General features: G+C 76.3%; 17 protein-coding genes. 13 read left to right on the forward strand and 4 right to left on the reverse strand.

Features of this window, described 5'->3' with window-relative positions; all coding sequences use genetic code 11:
- Nucleotides 1–6: 6 nt before the first annotated feature.
- The gene (locus ACF1AK_RS20825) at nucleotides 7–2490 is read right to left on the reverse strand and encodes a PP2C family protein-serine/threonine phosphatase (RefSeq protein WP_391500284.1); all 2484 of its coding nucleotides are present in this window, start codon (nucleotides 2488–2490) and stop codon (nucleotides 7–9) included.
- Nucleotides 2487–6344, reverse strand: a complete 3858-nt coding sequence (locus ACF1AK_RS20830; RefSeq protein WP_391500285.1) for a HAMP domain-containing protein — start codon at nucleotides 6342–6344, stop codon at nucleotides 2487–2489. Before ACF1AK_RS20830 ends, ACF1AK_RS20825 begins: the two co-directional genes overlap by 4 nt.
- Nucleotides 6345–6560: 216 nt before the next feature.
- Between ACF1AK_RS20830 and ACF1AK_RS20835 the strand changes: the two genes are divergently transcribed.
- Both ACF1AK_RS20835 and ACF1AK_RS20840 read left to right on the forward strand, forming a co-directional pair.
- Nucleotides 6561–6884, forward strand: a complete 324-nt coding sequence (locus ACF1AK_RS20835; RefSeq protein WP_380296291.1) for a plasmid stabilization protein — start codon at nucleotides 6561–6563, stop codon at nucleotides 6882–6884.
- Nucleotides 6885–6900: 16 nt separating this feature from the next.
- The gene (locus ACF1AK_RS20840) at nucleotides 6901–7122 is read left to right on the forward strand and encodes a hypothetical protein (RefSeq protein WP_391500286.1); all 222 of its coding nucleotides are present in this window, start codon (nucleotides 6901–6903) and stop codon (nucleotides 7120–7122) included.
- Between the two features lie 27 nt (nucleotides 7123–7149).
- On the opposite strand, the gene ACF1AK_RS20845 is transcribed toward ACF1AK_RS20840, so the two are convergent.
- A complete protein-coding gene (locus tag ACF1AK_RS20845) occupies nucleotides 7150–7626 on the reverse strand; it encodes an ATP-binding protein (protein ID WP_391500287.1) in 477 nt (158 codons plus the stop codon).
- Entirely contained in the window at nucleotides 7623–8081 is a 459-nt protein-coding gene (locus tag ACF1AK_RS20850) for an STAS domain-containing protein (protein WP_391500288.1), read from the reverse strand. Before ACF1AK_RS20850 ends, ACF1AK_RS20845 begins: the two co-directional genes overlap by 4 nt.
- 273 nt (nucleotides 8082–8354) lie before the next feature.
- Between ACF1AK_RS20850 and ACF1AK_RS20855 the strand changes: the two genes are divergently transcribed.
- The 11 genes from ACF1AK_RS20855 to ACF1AK_RS20905 all read left to right on the forward strand — a co-directional run bounded on the left by ACF1AK_RS20855 (nucleotide 8355) and on the right by ACF1AK_RS20905 (nucleotide 14198).
- A complete protein-coding gene (locus tag ACF1AK_RS20855; RefSeq protein WP_391500289.1) occupies nucleotides 8355–8885 on the forward strand; it encodes a DUF6328 family protein in 531 nt (176 codons plus the stop codon).
- Between the two features lie 51 nt (nucleotides 8886–8936).
- Nucleotides 8937–9968, forward strand: a complete 1032-nt coding sequence (locus tag ACF1AK_RS20860; protein WP_391500290.1) for an SDR family oxidoreductase — start codon at nucleotides 8937–8939, stop codon at nucleotides 9966–9968.
- On the forward strand, nucleotides 9965–11098 hold the full coding sequence (locus ACF1AK_RS20865) for a glutamate--cysteine ligase (protein ID WP_391500291.1): 1134 nt from the start codon (nucleotides 9965–9967) through the stop codon (nucleotides 11096–11098). The genes ACF1AK_RS20860 and ACF1AK_RS20865 overlap by 4 nt, the downstream gene beginning before the upstream one ends.
- A gap of 77 nt (nucleotides 11099–11175) precedes the next feature.
- On the forward strand, nucleotides 11176–11349 hold the full coding sequence (locus ACF1AK_RS20870) for a CsbD family protein (protein WP_391500292.1): 174 nt from the start codon (nucleotides 11176–11178) through the stop codon (nucleotides 11347–11349).
- A gap of 59 nt (nucleotides 11350–11408) precedes the next feature.
- Nucleotides 11409–11639 carry a hypothetical protein gene (locus ACF1AK_RS20875; protein WP_391500293.1) on the forward strand — a complete coding sequence of 77 codons (231 nt, stop codon included), beginning with the start codon at nucleotides 11409–11411 and terminating at the stop codon, nucleotides 11637–11639.
- Between the two features lie 206 nt (nucleotides 11640–11845).
- Nucleotides 11846–12310 (forward strand): Na+/H+ antiporter subunit E, encoded by a 465-nt coding sequence (locus tag ACF1AK_RS20880; protein ID WP_391500294.1) that lies wholly within the window; start codon nucleotides 11846–11848, stop codon nucleotides 12308–12310.
- Nucleotides 12307–12567 carry a monovalent cation/H+ antiporter complex subunit F gene (locus tag ACF1AK_RS20885; RefSeq protein ID WP_391500295.1) on the forward strand — a complete coding sequence of 87 codons (261 nt, stop codon included), beginning with the start codon at nucleotides 12307–12309 and terminating at the stop codon, nucleotides 12565–12567. The genes ACF1AK_RS20880 and ACF1AK_RS20885 overlap by 4 nt, the downstream gene beginning before the upstream one ends.
- Entirely contained in the window at nucleotides 12564–12845 is a 282-nt protein-coding gene (locus ACF1AK_RS20890; protein WP_391500296.1) for a monovalent cation/H(+) antiporter subunit G, read from the forward strand. The genes ACF1AK_RS20885 and ACF1AK_RS20890 overlap by 4 nt, the downstream gene beginning before the upstream one ends.
- Complete coding sequence (locus ACF1AK_RS20895) at nucleotides 12842–13111, forward strand: Na(+)/H(+) antiporter subunit B (RefSeq protein WP_391500297.1); 270 nt, start codon at nucleotides 12842–12844, stop codon at nucleotides 13109–13111. The genes ACF1AK_RS20890 and ACF1AK_RS20895 overlap by 4 nt, the downstream gene beginning before the upstream one ends.
- A complete protein-coding gene (locus ACF1AK_RS20900; RefSeq protein ID WP_391500298.1) occupies nucleotides 13108–13854 on the forward strand; it encodes an MnhB domain-containing protein in 747 nt (248 codons plus the stop codon). The genes ACF1AK_RS20895 and ACF1AK_RS20900 overlap by 4 nt, the downstream gene beginning before the upstream one ends.
- Nucleotides 13854–14198: a sodium:proton antiporter gene (locus ACF1AK_RS20905; protein WP_391500299.1), complete on the forward strand. Its 345-nt coding sequence runs from the start codon at nucleotides 13854–13856 to the stop codon at nucleotides 14196–14198. The genes ACF1AK_RS20900 and ACF1AK_RS20905 overlap by 1 nt, the downstream gene beginning before the upstream one ends.

The raw sequence follows: 14198 nt of genomic DNA on the forward strand, positions 1-14198 counted from the left end.
CCCGCTCTAACGCCCGGCGGACCCCTGCGGCTCGACGCGGACGGCGACCAGGCAGGTGTCGTCGTCGGTGTCGGCCGGGCTCAGCTCCAACAGCAGGTCCAGGTACCGCTCCAGGTCGGACCCGGGGCGGCCGGCGGCGCGGATGAGGTGGTCGACGGACTCCTCGACGGGGCAGTCCCGGCGTTCGACCAGACCGTCGGTGTAGAGCAGCAGGACGTCCCCCGGCTCCAGGCGCGCCGAGTGCTCCTCGTAGGCGGCGTCCGGCATGGCACCGAGCAGCACCCCGTGCGGCAGCGGCAGCACCTCGGCGCCGTCCGGGGCGAGCCTGATCGGCGGGAGGTGACCGGCCCGGGCCCAGCGCAGCGTGCCGTCGTCCGGGCCGAGCAGCGCGCAGACGGCGGTGGCGGTCAGCTGCCCCGGCTCGCGCAGGGCCACGGTATTGGCCCACTCCAGCAGCCGGCCCGGACCCGCGCCGGTGACGGCCAGCCCGCGCAGCGCGTGGCGCAGCGCGACCATGCCGGTGGCCGCGCCGACCCCGTGACCGGCCACGTCCCCGACGGCGAGCAGCACCTGCCGGTCCGGCAGCACCAGCACGTCGTACCAGTCGCCGCCGACCCGCTCGCGCTTGGCCGCCGGCCGGTAGCGGACGGCGGCGCGCAGCCCGGTGGCGCCGAGCGGCGGCGGCGCGGCGGGCAGGATCGCCTGCTGGAGCCGCAGGGCCAGCTGTTCGCGCTCGGCCGACTCCTGCTCGCTGTCCGCCAGCCGCTCCCGGGTGGCGCCGAGCGCGACCTCCGTCCAGTGCTGCGCCGACACGTCGTGGTAGGCGCCGCGCACGGCGCTCAGCGCTCCGTCGGCGTCCAGCACCGGTTCGGCCACCACCCGGGTGTAGCGCTGGGTGCCGTCCGGGCGGACCAGCCGGAACACCGCGGAGGCGGTGCGCAGCCGGTGCTGGACGGTGTCCAGCAGCCGCCGGACGGCGGGCAGGTCGTCGGGGTGGACGTACCGGCCGAGGTGCGCCAGCGGCACGGCCGGGGCGTCGGGCGGCAGCCCGAACAGCTCGGACAGCCCCGCGTTCCACAGGATCCGGCCGGTCCCGGGCTGTTCCTCGAACCCGGCGACCCTGGCGAGCCGCTGGGCCTGGCGCAGCAGCACCGTCTGGTCGGACTCGCCGCCCGGGTCGTCGTCCCGCTGCCAGGTGAGCAGCAGCCTCCCGTCGAGCGGGGCGACGGCGATCCGCAGGGTGGTGGGCTGGACGATGCCGCCGCCCTGGAAGACCAGGTGCAGGCGCTCGCCGGTGCGGGTCTCGCCGGTCTCGTGGGCCCGCAGCAGCGGGGCGAGCAGGCCGGTCGCGCAGGCCACCGGGTAGGCCTCCAGCAGGGAGGTGCCGTCCAGGCCGCTGCGGGGGCGGCCGAGCGGGTCGAGGAAGGCCCGGTTGGTGCGCAGGATCGTGAAGTCGACGGGCCGGCCGTCGCGCAGGACGGGGGCGAGCAGCAGGGCGGGGGTGAGCAGGCCGTCCAGCAGGTCGGCCTGCCGGTCCGGCGGGACGGCGGGCTCGGGGTGGCCGAGGACGGTGGCGCAGAGGTCGGCGAGGGCCCGGAACCGGCGGTGCTGCGGGGGGCCGAGGGCGGGCGCCGGGCCGGGCCAGAGCACTTCGAGGGCGCCCAGGCGGCGGCCGTCGTCGAGCAGCGGGAGGACGGCCCGGGGCGTGTCGGGGCCGCCGACGCGGGGGCCGGGCGGCGCCGGGTCACCGGGCCAGTGCTCCTCCCCGGTGGCGACGGCCTGCCGGGCGGGGCTCGGGACGCCGGGCGGCACCCGGCTCCAGGCCTCGGCCTCGTCGGCCGGCAGCCCGGCCTGGGCGGCGAGCGCGAGGGCTCCGGCGGGCAGCTGCCGCCAGACCAGGACGGCGTGGGCGCCGAGCGGCGCGGCGCCCTGCCGCAGCACGGCCTCGACGGCGCCGGCCAGGTCGGACTCGGCGGCCAGGGCCCGCGCGGGGGCCGGCGGGGCGGACGGTGGCGCGGGGGCACCGGACGGCCCGGACGGCCCGGACTCCCCGGAGGCGTCGGCGGCGTCGGCGGCGTCGGCGGCGTCGGCGGCGCCGGCCCGCGGCCCGGCCGGGCCGCGCCCGCCGGGCTCGGCGGAGCGGCCGACGATGTCGGCGGCCAGGGTGACGACCGGGACGCCGGCCTCCCCGGCGAGGCGGGCCAGCCGGGCGGCGGCCTCGACGGGGAGGACGGTCAGCCGTTCGGCGAGCATCCCGGTGGCGAGGTCGACCAGCGCGCGGGTGCTCTCCTCGGCCCGCATCCGTTCGGCGGCGTGCTGGAGCCGGCGGACGGTGCCCGCGAGGTGCCGGGCGACGTCGTCCCGATCGGGCCCGCCGCCGTCGGACAGCCCGGCGGCGGCCCGCCCGGAACTGCCGGGGCCCGGATCGGCGGGCCCCGGACCGGCGGGCCCGGGGTCGCGCGGGGTGTCGCCGCGCGGTCCGGTGGTCATGCCGGGCCCAGCCAGTGCCGCATCCGCTCCAGCAGCAGCGCGGTGTCCACGGGCTTGGTGACGTGGTCGTCGGCGCCGGCGGCGAGGCTCTTGGCCCGGTCGCCCGCCATGGCCTTGGCGGTGACGGCGACGACCGGCAGGCGGGCGAAGCCCTCGTCCGCCCGGATGGCCGCGATGGTGGCGTAGCCGTCGAGGCCGGGCATCATCACGTCCATCAGCACCAGGTCGGTCTCGGGGTGGCGGCGCAGCAGGTCGAGTCCGGCGCGGCCGTCGGCGGCGTGCAGGACGGTCAGGCCGTGCTGTTCGAGGGCGGCGGCGAGGGCGAAGACGTTGCGGATGTCGTCGTCGACGATGAGCACGGTGCGCCCCGCGAGCGGTTCGTCGGCGGGGGCGTCGGGCGCGGCGGGGCCCGCGACGGCGGGGTGGCGCCCGCCCAGCAGCGCGATCAGGCGTTCGCGCACCTCGTCGAGCCCGGAGAGGAGTTCGAGGCGGTCGACCGTCGTGCCGACGCCGGCGGCGGGGCCGCCGTCGCCGTGGTAGCCGAGGACGGGGATGCCCTCCGGGAGGGCGGTGAGCAGCACGGGGACCAGTTCACCGGTGTGGGCGAGGTCGACGACGGCGCAGCGGTAGGGGCCGTCGGCGACGGCGGCGCGCAGCCCGGCTTCGTCGCCGGCGCTGCGGACACCGGCCTGCGGGTCCTCGCCGTGGGCCTCGGCGGCGGTGCGGGCGAGCAGGGTGAGCAGGGCCGGCGGATCGGCCTCGACGACCAGGACGCGGGTCGCGGCGGGCGGGGCGTGCACGGGCCGGTCGCGGCGGGCGACCGGGAGGTAGAAGCTGAAGCGGCTGCCCCGCCCGGCGGTGGAGCGCACGGTGAGGGCGCCGCCGAGCAGGCGGGCGAGTTCGCGGCTGATGGACAGGCCGAGGCCGGTGCCGCCGTAGCGGCGGCCGGTGGTGCCGTCGGCCTGCTGGAAGGCGCCGAAGATGCTGTCGAGGTGGGCGGGGTCGATGCCGATGCCGGTGTCCTCGACGTGGAAGGCCACCGCGGCCTCGGCCTGGCCGATCTCGACGGGCAGTCCGGCGGTCTCGACGCGTTCGATGCGCAGGTCGACCCGGCCCGCGTCGGTGAACTTGATGGCGTTGGACAGCAGGTTGCGCAGGACCTGGCGCAACCGGGCCTGGTCGGTGACGAGTTCGCTCGGCACGCCGTCCTCGACGGTGATCCGGAAGGCGAGGTCCTTCTGGTCGGCGAGCGGTTTGAAGGCGGACTCGACGTAGGCCAGCAGGTCCTGGACGGCGAAGGGTTCGGGGGCGATCTCCATCTTCCCGGCCTCGACCTTGGAGAGGTCGAGGATGTCGTTGATGAGCTGGAGCAGGTCGGAGCCGGCCGAGTGGATGACGCCCGCGTACTCGACCTGTTTGGGCGTGAGGTTGCCGCCCGCGTTCTGGGCGAGCAGCTGGGCGAGGATGAGCAGGCTGTTGAGCGGGGTGCGCAGTTCGTGGCTCATGTTGGCCAGGAACTCCGACTTGTACATCGAGGTGAGGCTCAACTGCCGGGCGCGTTCCTCCAGTTCCTGGCGGGCCTGTTCGATCTCCAGGTTCTTGGCCTCGATGTCGCGGTTGCGGTCGGCGAGCTGTCCGGCCTTCTCGGCGAGTTCGGCGTTGGAGCGCCGCAGCTCCTCCTGGCCGTTCTGCAACTCCTCCGACCGGGCCTGGAGTTCGGCGGTCAGCCGCTGGGACTCGCCGAGCAGTTCGTCGGTGCGGGCGTTGGCGAGCAGGGTGCCGATGTTGACGCCGCAGGCCTCGGCGAACTGTTCCAGGAAGTCGCGGTGGACGGCGCTGAAGGGGTGGACGGAGGCGAATTCCATGACGCCGAGCAGCCACTCCTCCAGGGCGATCGGCAGGATCACCACCGAGCGGGCGTGGGTGGCGCCGGCGCCGGAGGCGATGGTGGCGTAGTCGGGCGGAAGGTCGTCGACGGTGAGGGTGCGCCGGGTGCGGGCGGTCTGGCCGACCAGGGACTCGCCGATCCGCAACCGGGCGGGGGTGGTGCCGTTGCCCGGCAGTCCGTAGGCACTGATCCGGGCCAGCGCGGTGGATTCGCCGTCCTCCTCGGCCAGGTAGAAGGCGCCGTACTGGGCGCCGACCAGCGGGGTCAGCTCGTCGGTGATCAGTTCGGCGACGGCGCGGACGTCGCGTTTGCCCTGCATGGCGCCGGTGAAGCGGGCGAGGTTGGTCTTCAGCCAGTCCTGTTCCTGGTTGGCGCGGGTGGTCTCGCGCAGCGACTCCACCATGAAGTTGACGTTGTCCTTGAGGTCGGCGACCTCGCCGGAGGCGTCCACGGTGATCGAGCGGGTGAGGTCCCCGGCCGCGACGGCGCCGGTGACCTCGGCGATCGAGCGCACCTGCCGGGTGAGGTTGCCGGCGAGTTCGTTGACGTTCTCGGTGAGCCGTTTCCAGGTGCCGGAGACGCCCTCGACCTCCGCCTGGCCGCCGAGCCGGCCCTCGGTGCCGACCTCCCGGGCGACCCGGGTGACCTCGTCGGCGAACGAGCCGAGCTGGTCGACCATGGTGTTCACGGTGGTCTTGAGCTCCAGGATCTCGCCGCGCGCGTCCACGTCGATCTTGCGGGTGAGATCACCCCCGGCGACCGCCGTCGTCACCTGGGCGATGTTGCGCACCTGGCTGGTGAGGTTGTGCGCCATGAAGTTGACGTTGTCGGTGAGGTCCTTCCACGTCCCGGCGACGTTGGGCACCCGGGCCTGGCCGCCGAGGGTGCCCTCGGTGCCCACCTCGCGCGCGACCCGGGTCACCTCGTCGGCGAACACCGAGAGGGTGTCCACCATGGTGTTGATCGCACCGGCCAGCGCGGCCATCTCGCCCTTGGCCTCCACGGTGATCTTCCGGGAGAGGTCGCCCCGGGCGACGGCGGTGGCCACCTCGGACATCGAGCGGACCTGGCCGGTGAGGTTGGAGGCCATCACGTTGACGTTGTCGGTGAGGCCCTTCCAGGTGCCGGAGACGCCCCGGACGGTGGCCTGGCCGCCGAGGTTGCCCTCGGTGCCCACCTCGCGCGCGACCCGGGTGACCTCGTCGGCGAACGCGGACAGCTGGTCGACCATCGTGTTGATGGTCTCCTTGAGCAGCAGGATCTCGCCGCGCGCGTCGACCCGGATCTTCTGGGTGAGGTCGCCCTCGGCGACCGCGGTGGTGACCTCGGCGATGGCGCGCACCTGGGCGGTGAGGTTGTCCGCCATCACGTTCACCGACTCGGTGACGTCCTTCCAGGTGCCGGAGACGTCGCGGACGTCGGCCTGGCCGCCGAGCCGCCCCTCGCTGCCCACCTCCCGGGCCACCCGGGTGACCTCGTCGGCGAACGCGGACAGCTGGCCGACCATCGTGTTGACGGTGTTCTTGAGCTCCAGCAGTTCGCCCCGGGCGTCGACCTCGATCTTCTGGGTGAGGTCACCGCGGGCGACCGCGGTGGTCACCTGGGCGATGTTGCGCAGCTGCCGGGTGAGGTCGCCGGCCATCGCGTTGACGGCGTCGGTGAGGTCCAGCCACGTCCCGGACGCGCCGGGTACGTGCGCCTGCCCGCCGAGCCGGCCCTCGGAGCCGACCTCCCGGGCCACCCGGGTCACCTCGGAGGTCACCCGGGCGAGCTGCTCCACCATGCCGTTGAACACGGCGGCGATCTCACCGGGCACCCCCGGCGCGTCGGGCCCCAGCCGGGTGCGGAAGTCGCCGTCGCGGACCGCCGTCAGCCCGGCGAGCAGCTGCCGCAGGACCAGCTCGGGCCGGTCCACGTGGACCGCCTCGGCGCCCGGCGCACCGCCCGGCGCCCGGTGCTCGTCCATGCGTCCACCAACCCGGATCGAGCGTGCGGCCGGATCGCCCGGCGGCGGCCCCGGCCGTGGGAAGCGGCGACGCCGCCCCGCCTCCCACTGTGCCACCGTCGCACGGGAGGCGACACGCGGGGCGTCCGGTCCGGTGGCGGCCGCGCGGTGGTTTGCCGCCTGCCGGCCGGGTAGACGCGGGTCGGCAAGGACGGGGAACCGGAGAGGAGCACGGCCATGCCCCGAGGATCGAGCCCCAAGCGGGAACGCCAGTACGAGCACATCAAGGAGAGCGCGCTGGACCGCGGCGAGAGCGAGAAGCGCGCCGAGGAGATCGCCGCCCGGACGGTCAACAAGGAACGCGCCCGGCACGGCGAGTCCAGGACGGCGAGCCGCAGTTCCACGCACGACATCTCCTCCGGCCGGCGCGGCGGGCAGCGCTCGCACCGGGGCGCCGGCGGGCCCACCTACGACCAGCTGTACAACGAGGCCAGGCAGCGCGGCATCAAGGGGCGCTCGAAGATGAACAAGCGCGAGCTGTCCCACGCGCTCGGCCGGTGACCACGGGAGGAGCGCCATGACCGTCACCGCGACGACCGTCACCGGCGCGGCGGGCACCGCCGCGACCGTCCCGACGGTGCCGCCGCCCGGACACCCGGACACCGAGCCCTTCCCGCATCCGCACCCGAACCCGCTCCCCCGGCCGGAACCGGACCCGGCGCCGCCGCCGGTGCCGCCGTTCCCGCCCCCGGAGCCCGACCCGGGCCCGCCGACCGAACCAGGCCGGGCGGTCGCCTGACCACCGCTGCCCCGCGGCCCGTACGGCTCAGCCGTACGGGCCGCGGTGGTCCAGCGGCGACGGCACCTCCAGCCAGACCGACTTGCCCGCACCCTCGGGTCGCGAACCCCAGGCGCGGGCGAGCCGGTCGACCACCCGCAGCCCGTGCCCGCCCGGCCGCCCCGGATCGGCGGACGGGCGCAGCCGCGGCGGTTCCGGGCTGGCGTCGCTCACCTCCACCCGCAGCCGCAGGGTGTCCCAGCGCAGCCGCAGTTCGCGCGGGCCGCCGGGCGCGTGCAGACAGGCGTTGGTGACGAGTTCGGAGACCATCAGCAGGACGTCCTCGAAGACCGCCACCTGCTCGTCGTCGGGCCACTGCTCGCCGTCCACCGCCAGCCAGTGCCAGTCGATCAGCGCCTGGCGGCTGAAGTCGCGCGAGCGCTGCACGGCCCCCCGGGCGCCGCTCAGCGCCAGCCGCCGGGTCTCGTCCGGATCCGGCGCGGGGGCGGGGACGGGGAGGGTCATCTCGCCGGCTCACCGGCCGGGCCGGTCCCCGGCTCCAACGCGCGGGCGAGGCTGGGGTGGACCCGCAGCACGGTGTCGGCCCCGGTCACGGCGAACAGCCGCACGACGGCGGGGCGCGGCCCGGCGACCTCCAGCCGGACGCCGGCCAGCTCGGCCTCCTGGCGGGCCCGCAGCAGGATGTTCAGCCCGGTGGAGTCGCAGAAGCGCAGGTCGGCGAGGTCGACCAGGATCCGGGCGAGGCCCTCCTCCGGCAGTCCGGCCAGCGCGGTGCGCAACCCGTCCGCGGAGTCGTGGTCGAGCTCTCCCCCGACGGCCACGATCCGCACCGGTCCGGCGCGGTGCACCGCGACCCGCAGTTCCCCCGGCCGGTAGCCCTCCGGGGGCTCGCGCCGCGTGCCGCCGGGTCCGTCCCCCGTTCCCCCCGTGCCCCCGGCGTCGCCTGCGGAGAGATGCATGGCTGGCTCCCGGTCCGGTCGCAAAGGCTTGGTGCCGTCCAGACCATGATGCCGCGCCGCCGGGCGGTTCGCGGCGCGCCACGGCGCTCGCGGCGGTGTGCGGGTCGTCTCGTCCACGACCCGCGTTTGCCCGGCCCCGGCCCGGCTACACGCCGGGCCGGGCGGACCGGTGGATGATCGGGACGGGGACGCGCGATCGGGCGGGAGCACGGCGGGGGCCGACGACCGGGCCGGAACGGACGCCCCGGAACGGACAGGACGGAGGCGGGCCGGATGACACCGGGAGCAGGGGGAGGCGAGAGTGCCGCCGCGCACCGCAGCGGGCGCCAGGAGTCGCCCGAGGAGCGCGCGGACCGCCGCTGGAGCGACCTGCTCCAGGAGGTGCGGGTCGCGCAGACCGGCTCCCAGGTCCTGTTCGGCTTCCTGCTGAGCGTCGTCTTCATGCCCCGCTTCGCCCAGTTGGACCAATTCGACCGCGATCTCTACGTGGTCACCGTGGTGCTGGGCGCGCTCGCCACCGGCTCGCTCGCCGCGCCGGTCTCCTACCACCGGCTCTTCGCCGGCCGCCGGCTCAAGCCGCAGCTGGTCGACGCGGCCGCACGGCTGGTCGCGACCGGCCTGATCCTGCTGGCGCTGACCATCGGCTCCGCCCTGCTCCTGCTGCTGCGGGAGGCCGTCGGCGGTGCCGCGGCCGCCTGGATCACGGGCGCGGTGATGGCCTACTTCGCCGTCTGCTGGCTGCTCCTGCCGGTGTTCCAGCTGCGTCGCCAGGACCACCGGGGCAAGCGCCCGCCGGACGGCTGAGCCGCGGGCGCCGGGACGTTTCGGCCTCGTGCCCGGGGCAACACGCCCGCCATGAGGACTCACCGCGATCCGCCCCCGCGCACCGTCGTCGTCACGGGGGCCGGGGCCGGAGTCGGCCGGGCCTGCGTGCGGGAGTTCGCCGCCCGCGGCGACCGGCTGGTGCTCACCGGGCGCGGCCGGGCCGGGCTGCGCGCCGCGGCCGCCGAGGCCGCGGCGGCGGGCGCGCCGGCCCTGGTCGTGCCGGCCGACGTCGCCGACCCCGAGGCCTGCGAGGAGGTCGCGGCCCGCGCGGAGGAGGAGTTCGGGCCGATCGACGTCTGGGTGAACGACGCCTTCGCGGGGGTGTTCGCGCCCTTCGCGGACATCACCGCCGCCGAGTTTCGCCGGGTCACCGAGGTCACCTACCTTGGATACGTGAACGGCACCCGAGCTGCGCTGCACCGGATGCTGCCCCGCGACCGCGGCACCGTCGTGCAGGTCGGATCGGCCATCGCCTACCGGGGCATTCCGCTGCAGAGCGCGTACAGCGGCGCCAAGCACGCCCTCCAGGGCTGGCACGAGGCGCTGCGCTGCGAACTGCTCGCCGCCCGCTCGGGCGTGCGGGTCACGATGGTCCAGCTGCCCGCCGTCAACACCCCGCAGTTCGACTGGGTGCTCAGCCGGCTGCCCGGGCGCGCCCGGCCGGTCGCGCCGGTGTACCAGCCGGAGGTCGCCGCCCGCGCCGTCCGGTTCGCCGCCGACCACCCCGCCCGCCGCGAGTACTGGGTCGGCGCCAGTACGGTGGCGACCCTGCTGGCCAATGCCGTGGCACCCGGGCTGTTCGACCGCTACCTGGCCCGCACCGGCCGGTCGGCGCAGCAGGAGGAGCTGCCGCGACGCCTCCAGGACCCGGCCAACCTGTGGGAGCCGGCCGACGACGACGCCGACCACGGTGCGCACGGGCGCTTCGACGACGAGGCCCACGCGCGCAGCCCGCAGCTGTGGGCCTCCCAGCACCGCGGCCTGCTCGCGGCGGCGGGTTCCGGCCTGCTGGGCACGGCCGGCATCGCGCTGCTCCGCGGGTCGCGCCGGAGCCGGCCGTGACCACGCGCCCGACCCCCGGCACGGTGCCGACCGTCGGGGTGGAGGAGGAGTTCCTGCTGGTCGACCGCCGCACCCGGCTGCCCGTCGCCCGCGCCTCCCAGGTGCTGGCGGCCGCCTCCCGGGTGCTGGACGACCAGGTGCAGCCGGAGATCTTCCAGGTGCAGGTGGAGACCACCAGCCGCCCCGCGCTGCGCCTCAAGGAACTGGCCGACGACCTCGCCCGGCTGCGCGCCGGCCTGGTGGCGGCCGCCGCCGAGGCGGACTGCCTGCTGGTCGCGAGCGGCACGCCGGTGCTGGCGGGACCGGAGCCGGCGCTGCTCACCGACAACCCCCGCTACCGGCTGATGGCGGACCGCTACCCGGGAGCGGCCGACGACTACAGCGGGGCGCTCTGCGGCTGCCACGTGCACCTGGGCACCCTGGAACGCGGGCTTGCGCTGGCGCTCGGCAACCGGCTGCGGCCCTGGCTGCCGGTGCTGCAGGCGCTCGCCGTCAACTCGCCGTTCGACGCGGGCCGCGACAGCGGCTTCGCCAGCTGGCGGGACGTGCGCTGGTCGCGCTGGCCCACCGTCGGCGCGGCGCCGCTGGTGGACGAGCGGGGCTACGAGCGGCGCGCCAACGCCCTGGTCGCGCGCGGCACGCTGCTCGACCGCCGGATGATCTACTGGTACACCCGCCCGTCGGAGCACGTGCCGACGCTGGAGGTGCGGGTCACCGACGTCAACGCCGACCTCGGGACGGTGCTGGTGCTGGCCGGGCTGCTGCGCGGGCTCGGCGCCGTCCTGCTCGACGAGGCCCGGGCCGGGCTGCCCCCGCCCGCCGTGCCGCACGGCCGGCTGGCGGCCGCCCACCGGCGGGCCGCGCAGACCGGCCCGTCCGGCGAGGGGATCGACCCGTTCACCGGGTGGCCGGTGCCGATGCCCGCGCTGGTGGACCGGCTGCTGGAGCGGGCCGCGCCCGGGCTGTCCGCCGCCGGCGACCTGGCGGCCGTCGAGGCCGGTCTCGACCGGCTGCGCCGGCTGGGCAGCGGCGCCGAGCGCCAGCGCCGGGACTTCCGCGCGCACGGGCGCGCGCACGACGTGGTCGACGGACTCGCCCGGCTGACCGCCGCCGTCACCCCGCCGTTCTGACGCATGACCTGCCCGTCCCGGGGCAGACGCCTCCCGGGCGGGCACCGGCCCGCCCGTGGCGAACGGAGGCGAACACCATGGCGACCGACGACAAGGTGCGCAACATGGCCGAGAAGGCCCGCGGCAAGGCCAAGGAGGCCGTCGGCCGGGCCACCGGTGACCGCACGATGGAGGCCAAGGGCCGCGGCACCCAGGCGAAGAGCGACCTGAAGCAGGCCGCCGAGAAGCTCAAGGACGTGGGCAAGGACTGACGCGGCCGTGGACTGACGCGGCGACCGCATCGACACCGACGAACGGGAGGTGGGCGACCATGACCAACCCGGACGACCGTACCCGCGAACCCCCGGACCCACCCGTGCGGGTCGAGACGCCCGAGTCCCGGATGACCGGCGAGGGCGGTCCGCCGGAGCACGAGGACGACAAGGGCCCGGCCGACGGCCCCGAGTACGCGGTGACCCAGCGAGGAGACGCGGAGCCGGGGCGTGAGCCCCCGCCCGACCGGCCCGCCGGCGAACCCCGGCCGTACGAGCCGCCCGACTGACCGCTCCCCCGCACCCCCACACCGTTCGCCGCAGGCCGGTGGGATGATCACAACGTCCCGTCCGGCCTGCGGCGAACGGGTGGTCCGCCCCGGTGATCGCGCACCGCACGGCGTTGCGCGCGGGACGCCCGCACCCGCACGGCGGTACATCTGGGGCCGCGCCGCGCCCCTCCGCGCGCGGCGAACCGGCGACCCGGGGTGAGGCGATGCGCACGGCCGTGGAACTCCTGCTCTGGTGGGGCCTGTTGTTGCTGCTCTACGTGGTGCTGATCAGCTCCGTGAGCGCCCTGGAGGTCGCCGTGGGCGGTGGCATCGCCGCCCTCGGCGCGCTGGGCGCCGTCGCCGCCCGCCGGGCCTCGGACGCCGCCCCGGGCGGATGGACCGGCTGGGCCCGGGCGCTGTGGGCCTTCCCCGCCACCCTGCTCTCCGACACCGGCCGGCTGGCCCTGCTCGTCCTGCGCACCCTGCGCCACCCCCGCCGCAGGCCGGCGGACGGCGGCTTCCGCACCGTGCGGCTCGCCCCCGGCACCGGTGCCGCCTGGGCCGGGGCACTGCTCTCCGCCACCCCCGGCGGCTTCGTGGTCGAGGCCCGCGACGGCGTGCTCACCGTCCACGCGCTGGACGCCACCGTGCCCGCGCTGCAACGGGCGCTGACCGGCGGCCCCCGGTGAACGCCTGGCTGCCGGCCGCCGCCGTGCTGGCCCTCGGCGGCCTCGGCCCCTGTCTGCCGACCGGCCTGCGCGGCACGCCCGAGCAGCGCGTCGCGGCGCTCAACCTCGCCGGGACGATCACCTCCGCCGTCCTGCTGCTGCTCGCCCAGGGGTTCGCCCGCACCTCCTACACCGACGTCGCCCTGGACCTCGCCGTCCTCGCCCCGGCCGGCACCCTGGTGTTCACCCGGCTGCTGGCCGGAAGGAAACCCCGATGACCCGCCACACCCTCGCCCTGGTGCTGCTGTGCGCCGGCGCCGCCGCGCTGCTGCTGGCCGCCGTCGGCCTCGCCGTCCTGCCCGGCCCCTATCTGCGGCTGCACGCCCTCTCCCCCGCCGGCACGCTCGGCGCGCCGCTGGTCGCTCTCGCCCTCGCGGTGGAGACCGGGCCCGGCCGGGCCGCCGCGAAACTGCTGTTCATCGGCCTGCTGCTGGCCGCCGGAGGCACCGTCACCACGATGGCCGTCGGCCGGGCGACCCGGGAGGCCGCCCGGTGACCAACACCCTGATCGTGGTCGCCCTGCTGTGCACCGCCGTCACCGCCACCACCGCCGCGCTCACCCGTGACCCCGCCCGGCAGGCCGTGGTGCTCGCCCTGCTCGGGCTCTCCCTCACCCTGCTGTTCACCGTCCTCCAGGCGCCCGACGTGGCGCTCTCCCAACTCGGCGTCGGCAGCGCCGTCACCCCGCTGCTGATCCTGCTCACCGTGCGCCGGATCCGGCGCGGCGCCCACTCCGAGGACGACCCGGACGGCAAGGGGTGAGCGCGGCCGCCAGGCTGCGGCTGTTCCTCTTCGGCGCGGCCGTCCTCGCCGCCGCGCTGATCGCCGCCGCGACCGGCCTGCCGGCCTTCGGCGGGCCCGACCACCCGTACGGGGAGCGGGCGGTGGCGGCGGGACTCGCCCGCCGCACCGCCAACATCGTCTCCTCCGTCAACTTCGACCAGCGGGCCTTCGACACGCTCGGCGAGGAGTCCATCCTGTTCGCCTCGGTGCTCGGCGCCTCCATGCTGCTGCGCCTCGCCCGGGACGAGCACCGCAGCCGTCCCGCCGCCGAGCCGGTGCTGCCCACCACCCGGCTGTTCGGCGCCACCCTGCTGCCGGTGACCGTGCTGGTCGGCGGGTACGTCGTCGCCCACGGCCAGCTGAGCCCCGGCGGCGGCTTCCAGGGCGGCGTGGTGCTGGCCACCGCGCTGCACCTCGCGTACGTCGCCGCCGACTACCGGGCGCTGCGCCGGGTGCGTCCGCTGGCCGCGCTGGACGTCGCCGACGCCCTGGCGGCCGGCGCCTTCGCCGCGCTCGGCCTGGTCGGACTCGCCGCCGGGGCCGGCTACCTGGCCAACACCCTGCCGCTCGGCACGTTCAACCAGCTCTCCTCCGGCGGGCTCGTCCCGGTGATCAACGCCGTGGTCGGGGTGGAGGTCGCCTCCGGTGTGATCGTCGTCCTCGCGCACTTCCTCGACCAGGCCGTGGAGATCGTGCCGGACCACGACGGGGGGCGGGGCTGATGGACGTGCTGCCCTACCTGGTGGCCGGCTGGATCCTGCTGGCCGGCCTCTACGGCCTGGTCACCAGCCGCGACCTGGTGCAGGCGGTCGGGTGCCTGGCCGTCGCCCAGTCGTCCACCTACGTCCTGCTGCTCGCCGTCGGCTACCGCGACGGCGCCACCGCGCCGGTCTTCGCCGACCTGCCGCCCGGCTCACCGGTGGTGGACCCGGTGGTCCAGGCGCTGGCCCTGACCGACATCGTGGTCGGCGCCACCGTCACCGCGCTGCTGCTCGCCCTGGTGGTCCAACTGCGCAAGCGGCACGGCACGGTGGACCCGGCGGCGCTCACCGGGCTGCGGGGGTAG

It is taken from the genome of Kitasatospora sp. NPDC015120 (genome assembly GCF_043080305.1).
GTDB lineage: Bacteria > Actinomycetota > Actinomycetes > Streptomycetales > Streptomycetaceae > Kitasatospora.

What these genes read in the sequence shown, in the direction of transcription:
- ACF1AK_RS20825 (WP_391500284.1), bottom strand. Translation starts at nt 2,490, where the DNA reads ATGACCACCGGACCGCGCGGCGACACCCCGCGCGACCCCGGGCCCGCC.
- ACF1AK_RS20830 (WP_391500285.1), bottom strand. Translation starts at nt 6,344, where the DNA reads ATGGACGAGCACCGGGCGCCGGGCGGTGCGCCGGGCGCCGAGGCGGTC.
- ACF1AK_RS20835 (WP_380296291.1), top strand. Translation starts at nt 6,561, where the DNA reads ATGCCCCGAGGATCGAGCCCCAAGCGGGAACGCCAGTACGAGCACATC.
- ACF1AK_RS20840 (WP_391500286.1), top strand. Translation starts at nt 6,901, where the DNA reads ATGACCGTCACCGCGACGACCGTCACCGGCGCGGCGGGCACCGCCGCG.
- ACF1AK_RS20845 (WP_391500287.1), bottom strand. Translation starts at nt 7,626, where the DNA reads ATGACCCTCCCCGTCCCCGCCCCCGCGCCGGATCCGGACGAGACCCGG.
- ACF1AK_RS20850 (WP_391500288.1), bottom strand. Translation starts at nt 8,081, where the DNA reads ATGCATCTCTCCGCAGGCGACGCCGGGGGCACGGGGGGAACGGGGGAC.
- ACF1AK_RS20855 (WP_391500289.1), top strand. Translation starts at nt 8,355, where the DNA reads ATGACACCGGGAGCAGGGGGAGGCGAGAGTGCCGCCGCGCACCGCAGC.
- ACF1AK_RS20860 (WP_391500290.1), top strand. Translation starts at nt 8,937, where the DNA reads ATGAGGACTCACCGCGATCCGCCCCCGCGCACCGTCGTCGTCACGGGG.
- ACF1AK_RS20870 (WP_391500292.1), top strand. Translation starts at nt 11,176, where the DNA reads ATGGCGACCGACGACAAGGTGCGCAACATGGCCGAGAAGGCCCGCGGC.
- ACF1AK_RS20875 (WP_391500293.1), top strand. Translation starts at nt 11,409, where the DNA reads ATGACCAACCCGGACGACCGTACCCGCGAACCCCCGGACCCACCCGTG.
- ACF1AK_RS20880 (WP_391500294.1), top strand. Translation starts at nt 11,846, where the DNA reads ATGCGCACGGCCGTGGAACTCCTGCTCTGGTGGGGCCTGTTGTTGCTG.
- ACF1AK_RS20890 (WP_391500296.1), top strand. Translation starts at nt 12,564, where the DNA reads ATGACCCGCCACACCCTCGCCCTGGTGCTGCTGTGCGCCGGCGCCGCC.
- ACF1AK_RS20905 (WP_391500299.1), top strand. Translation starts at nt 13,854, where the DNA reads ATGGACGTGCTGCCCTACCTGGTGGCCGGCTGGATCCTGCTGGCCGGC.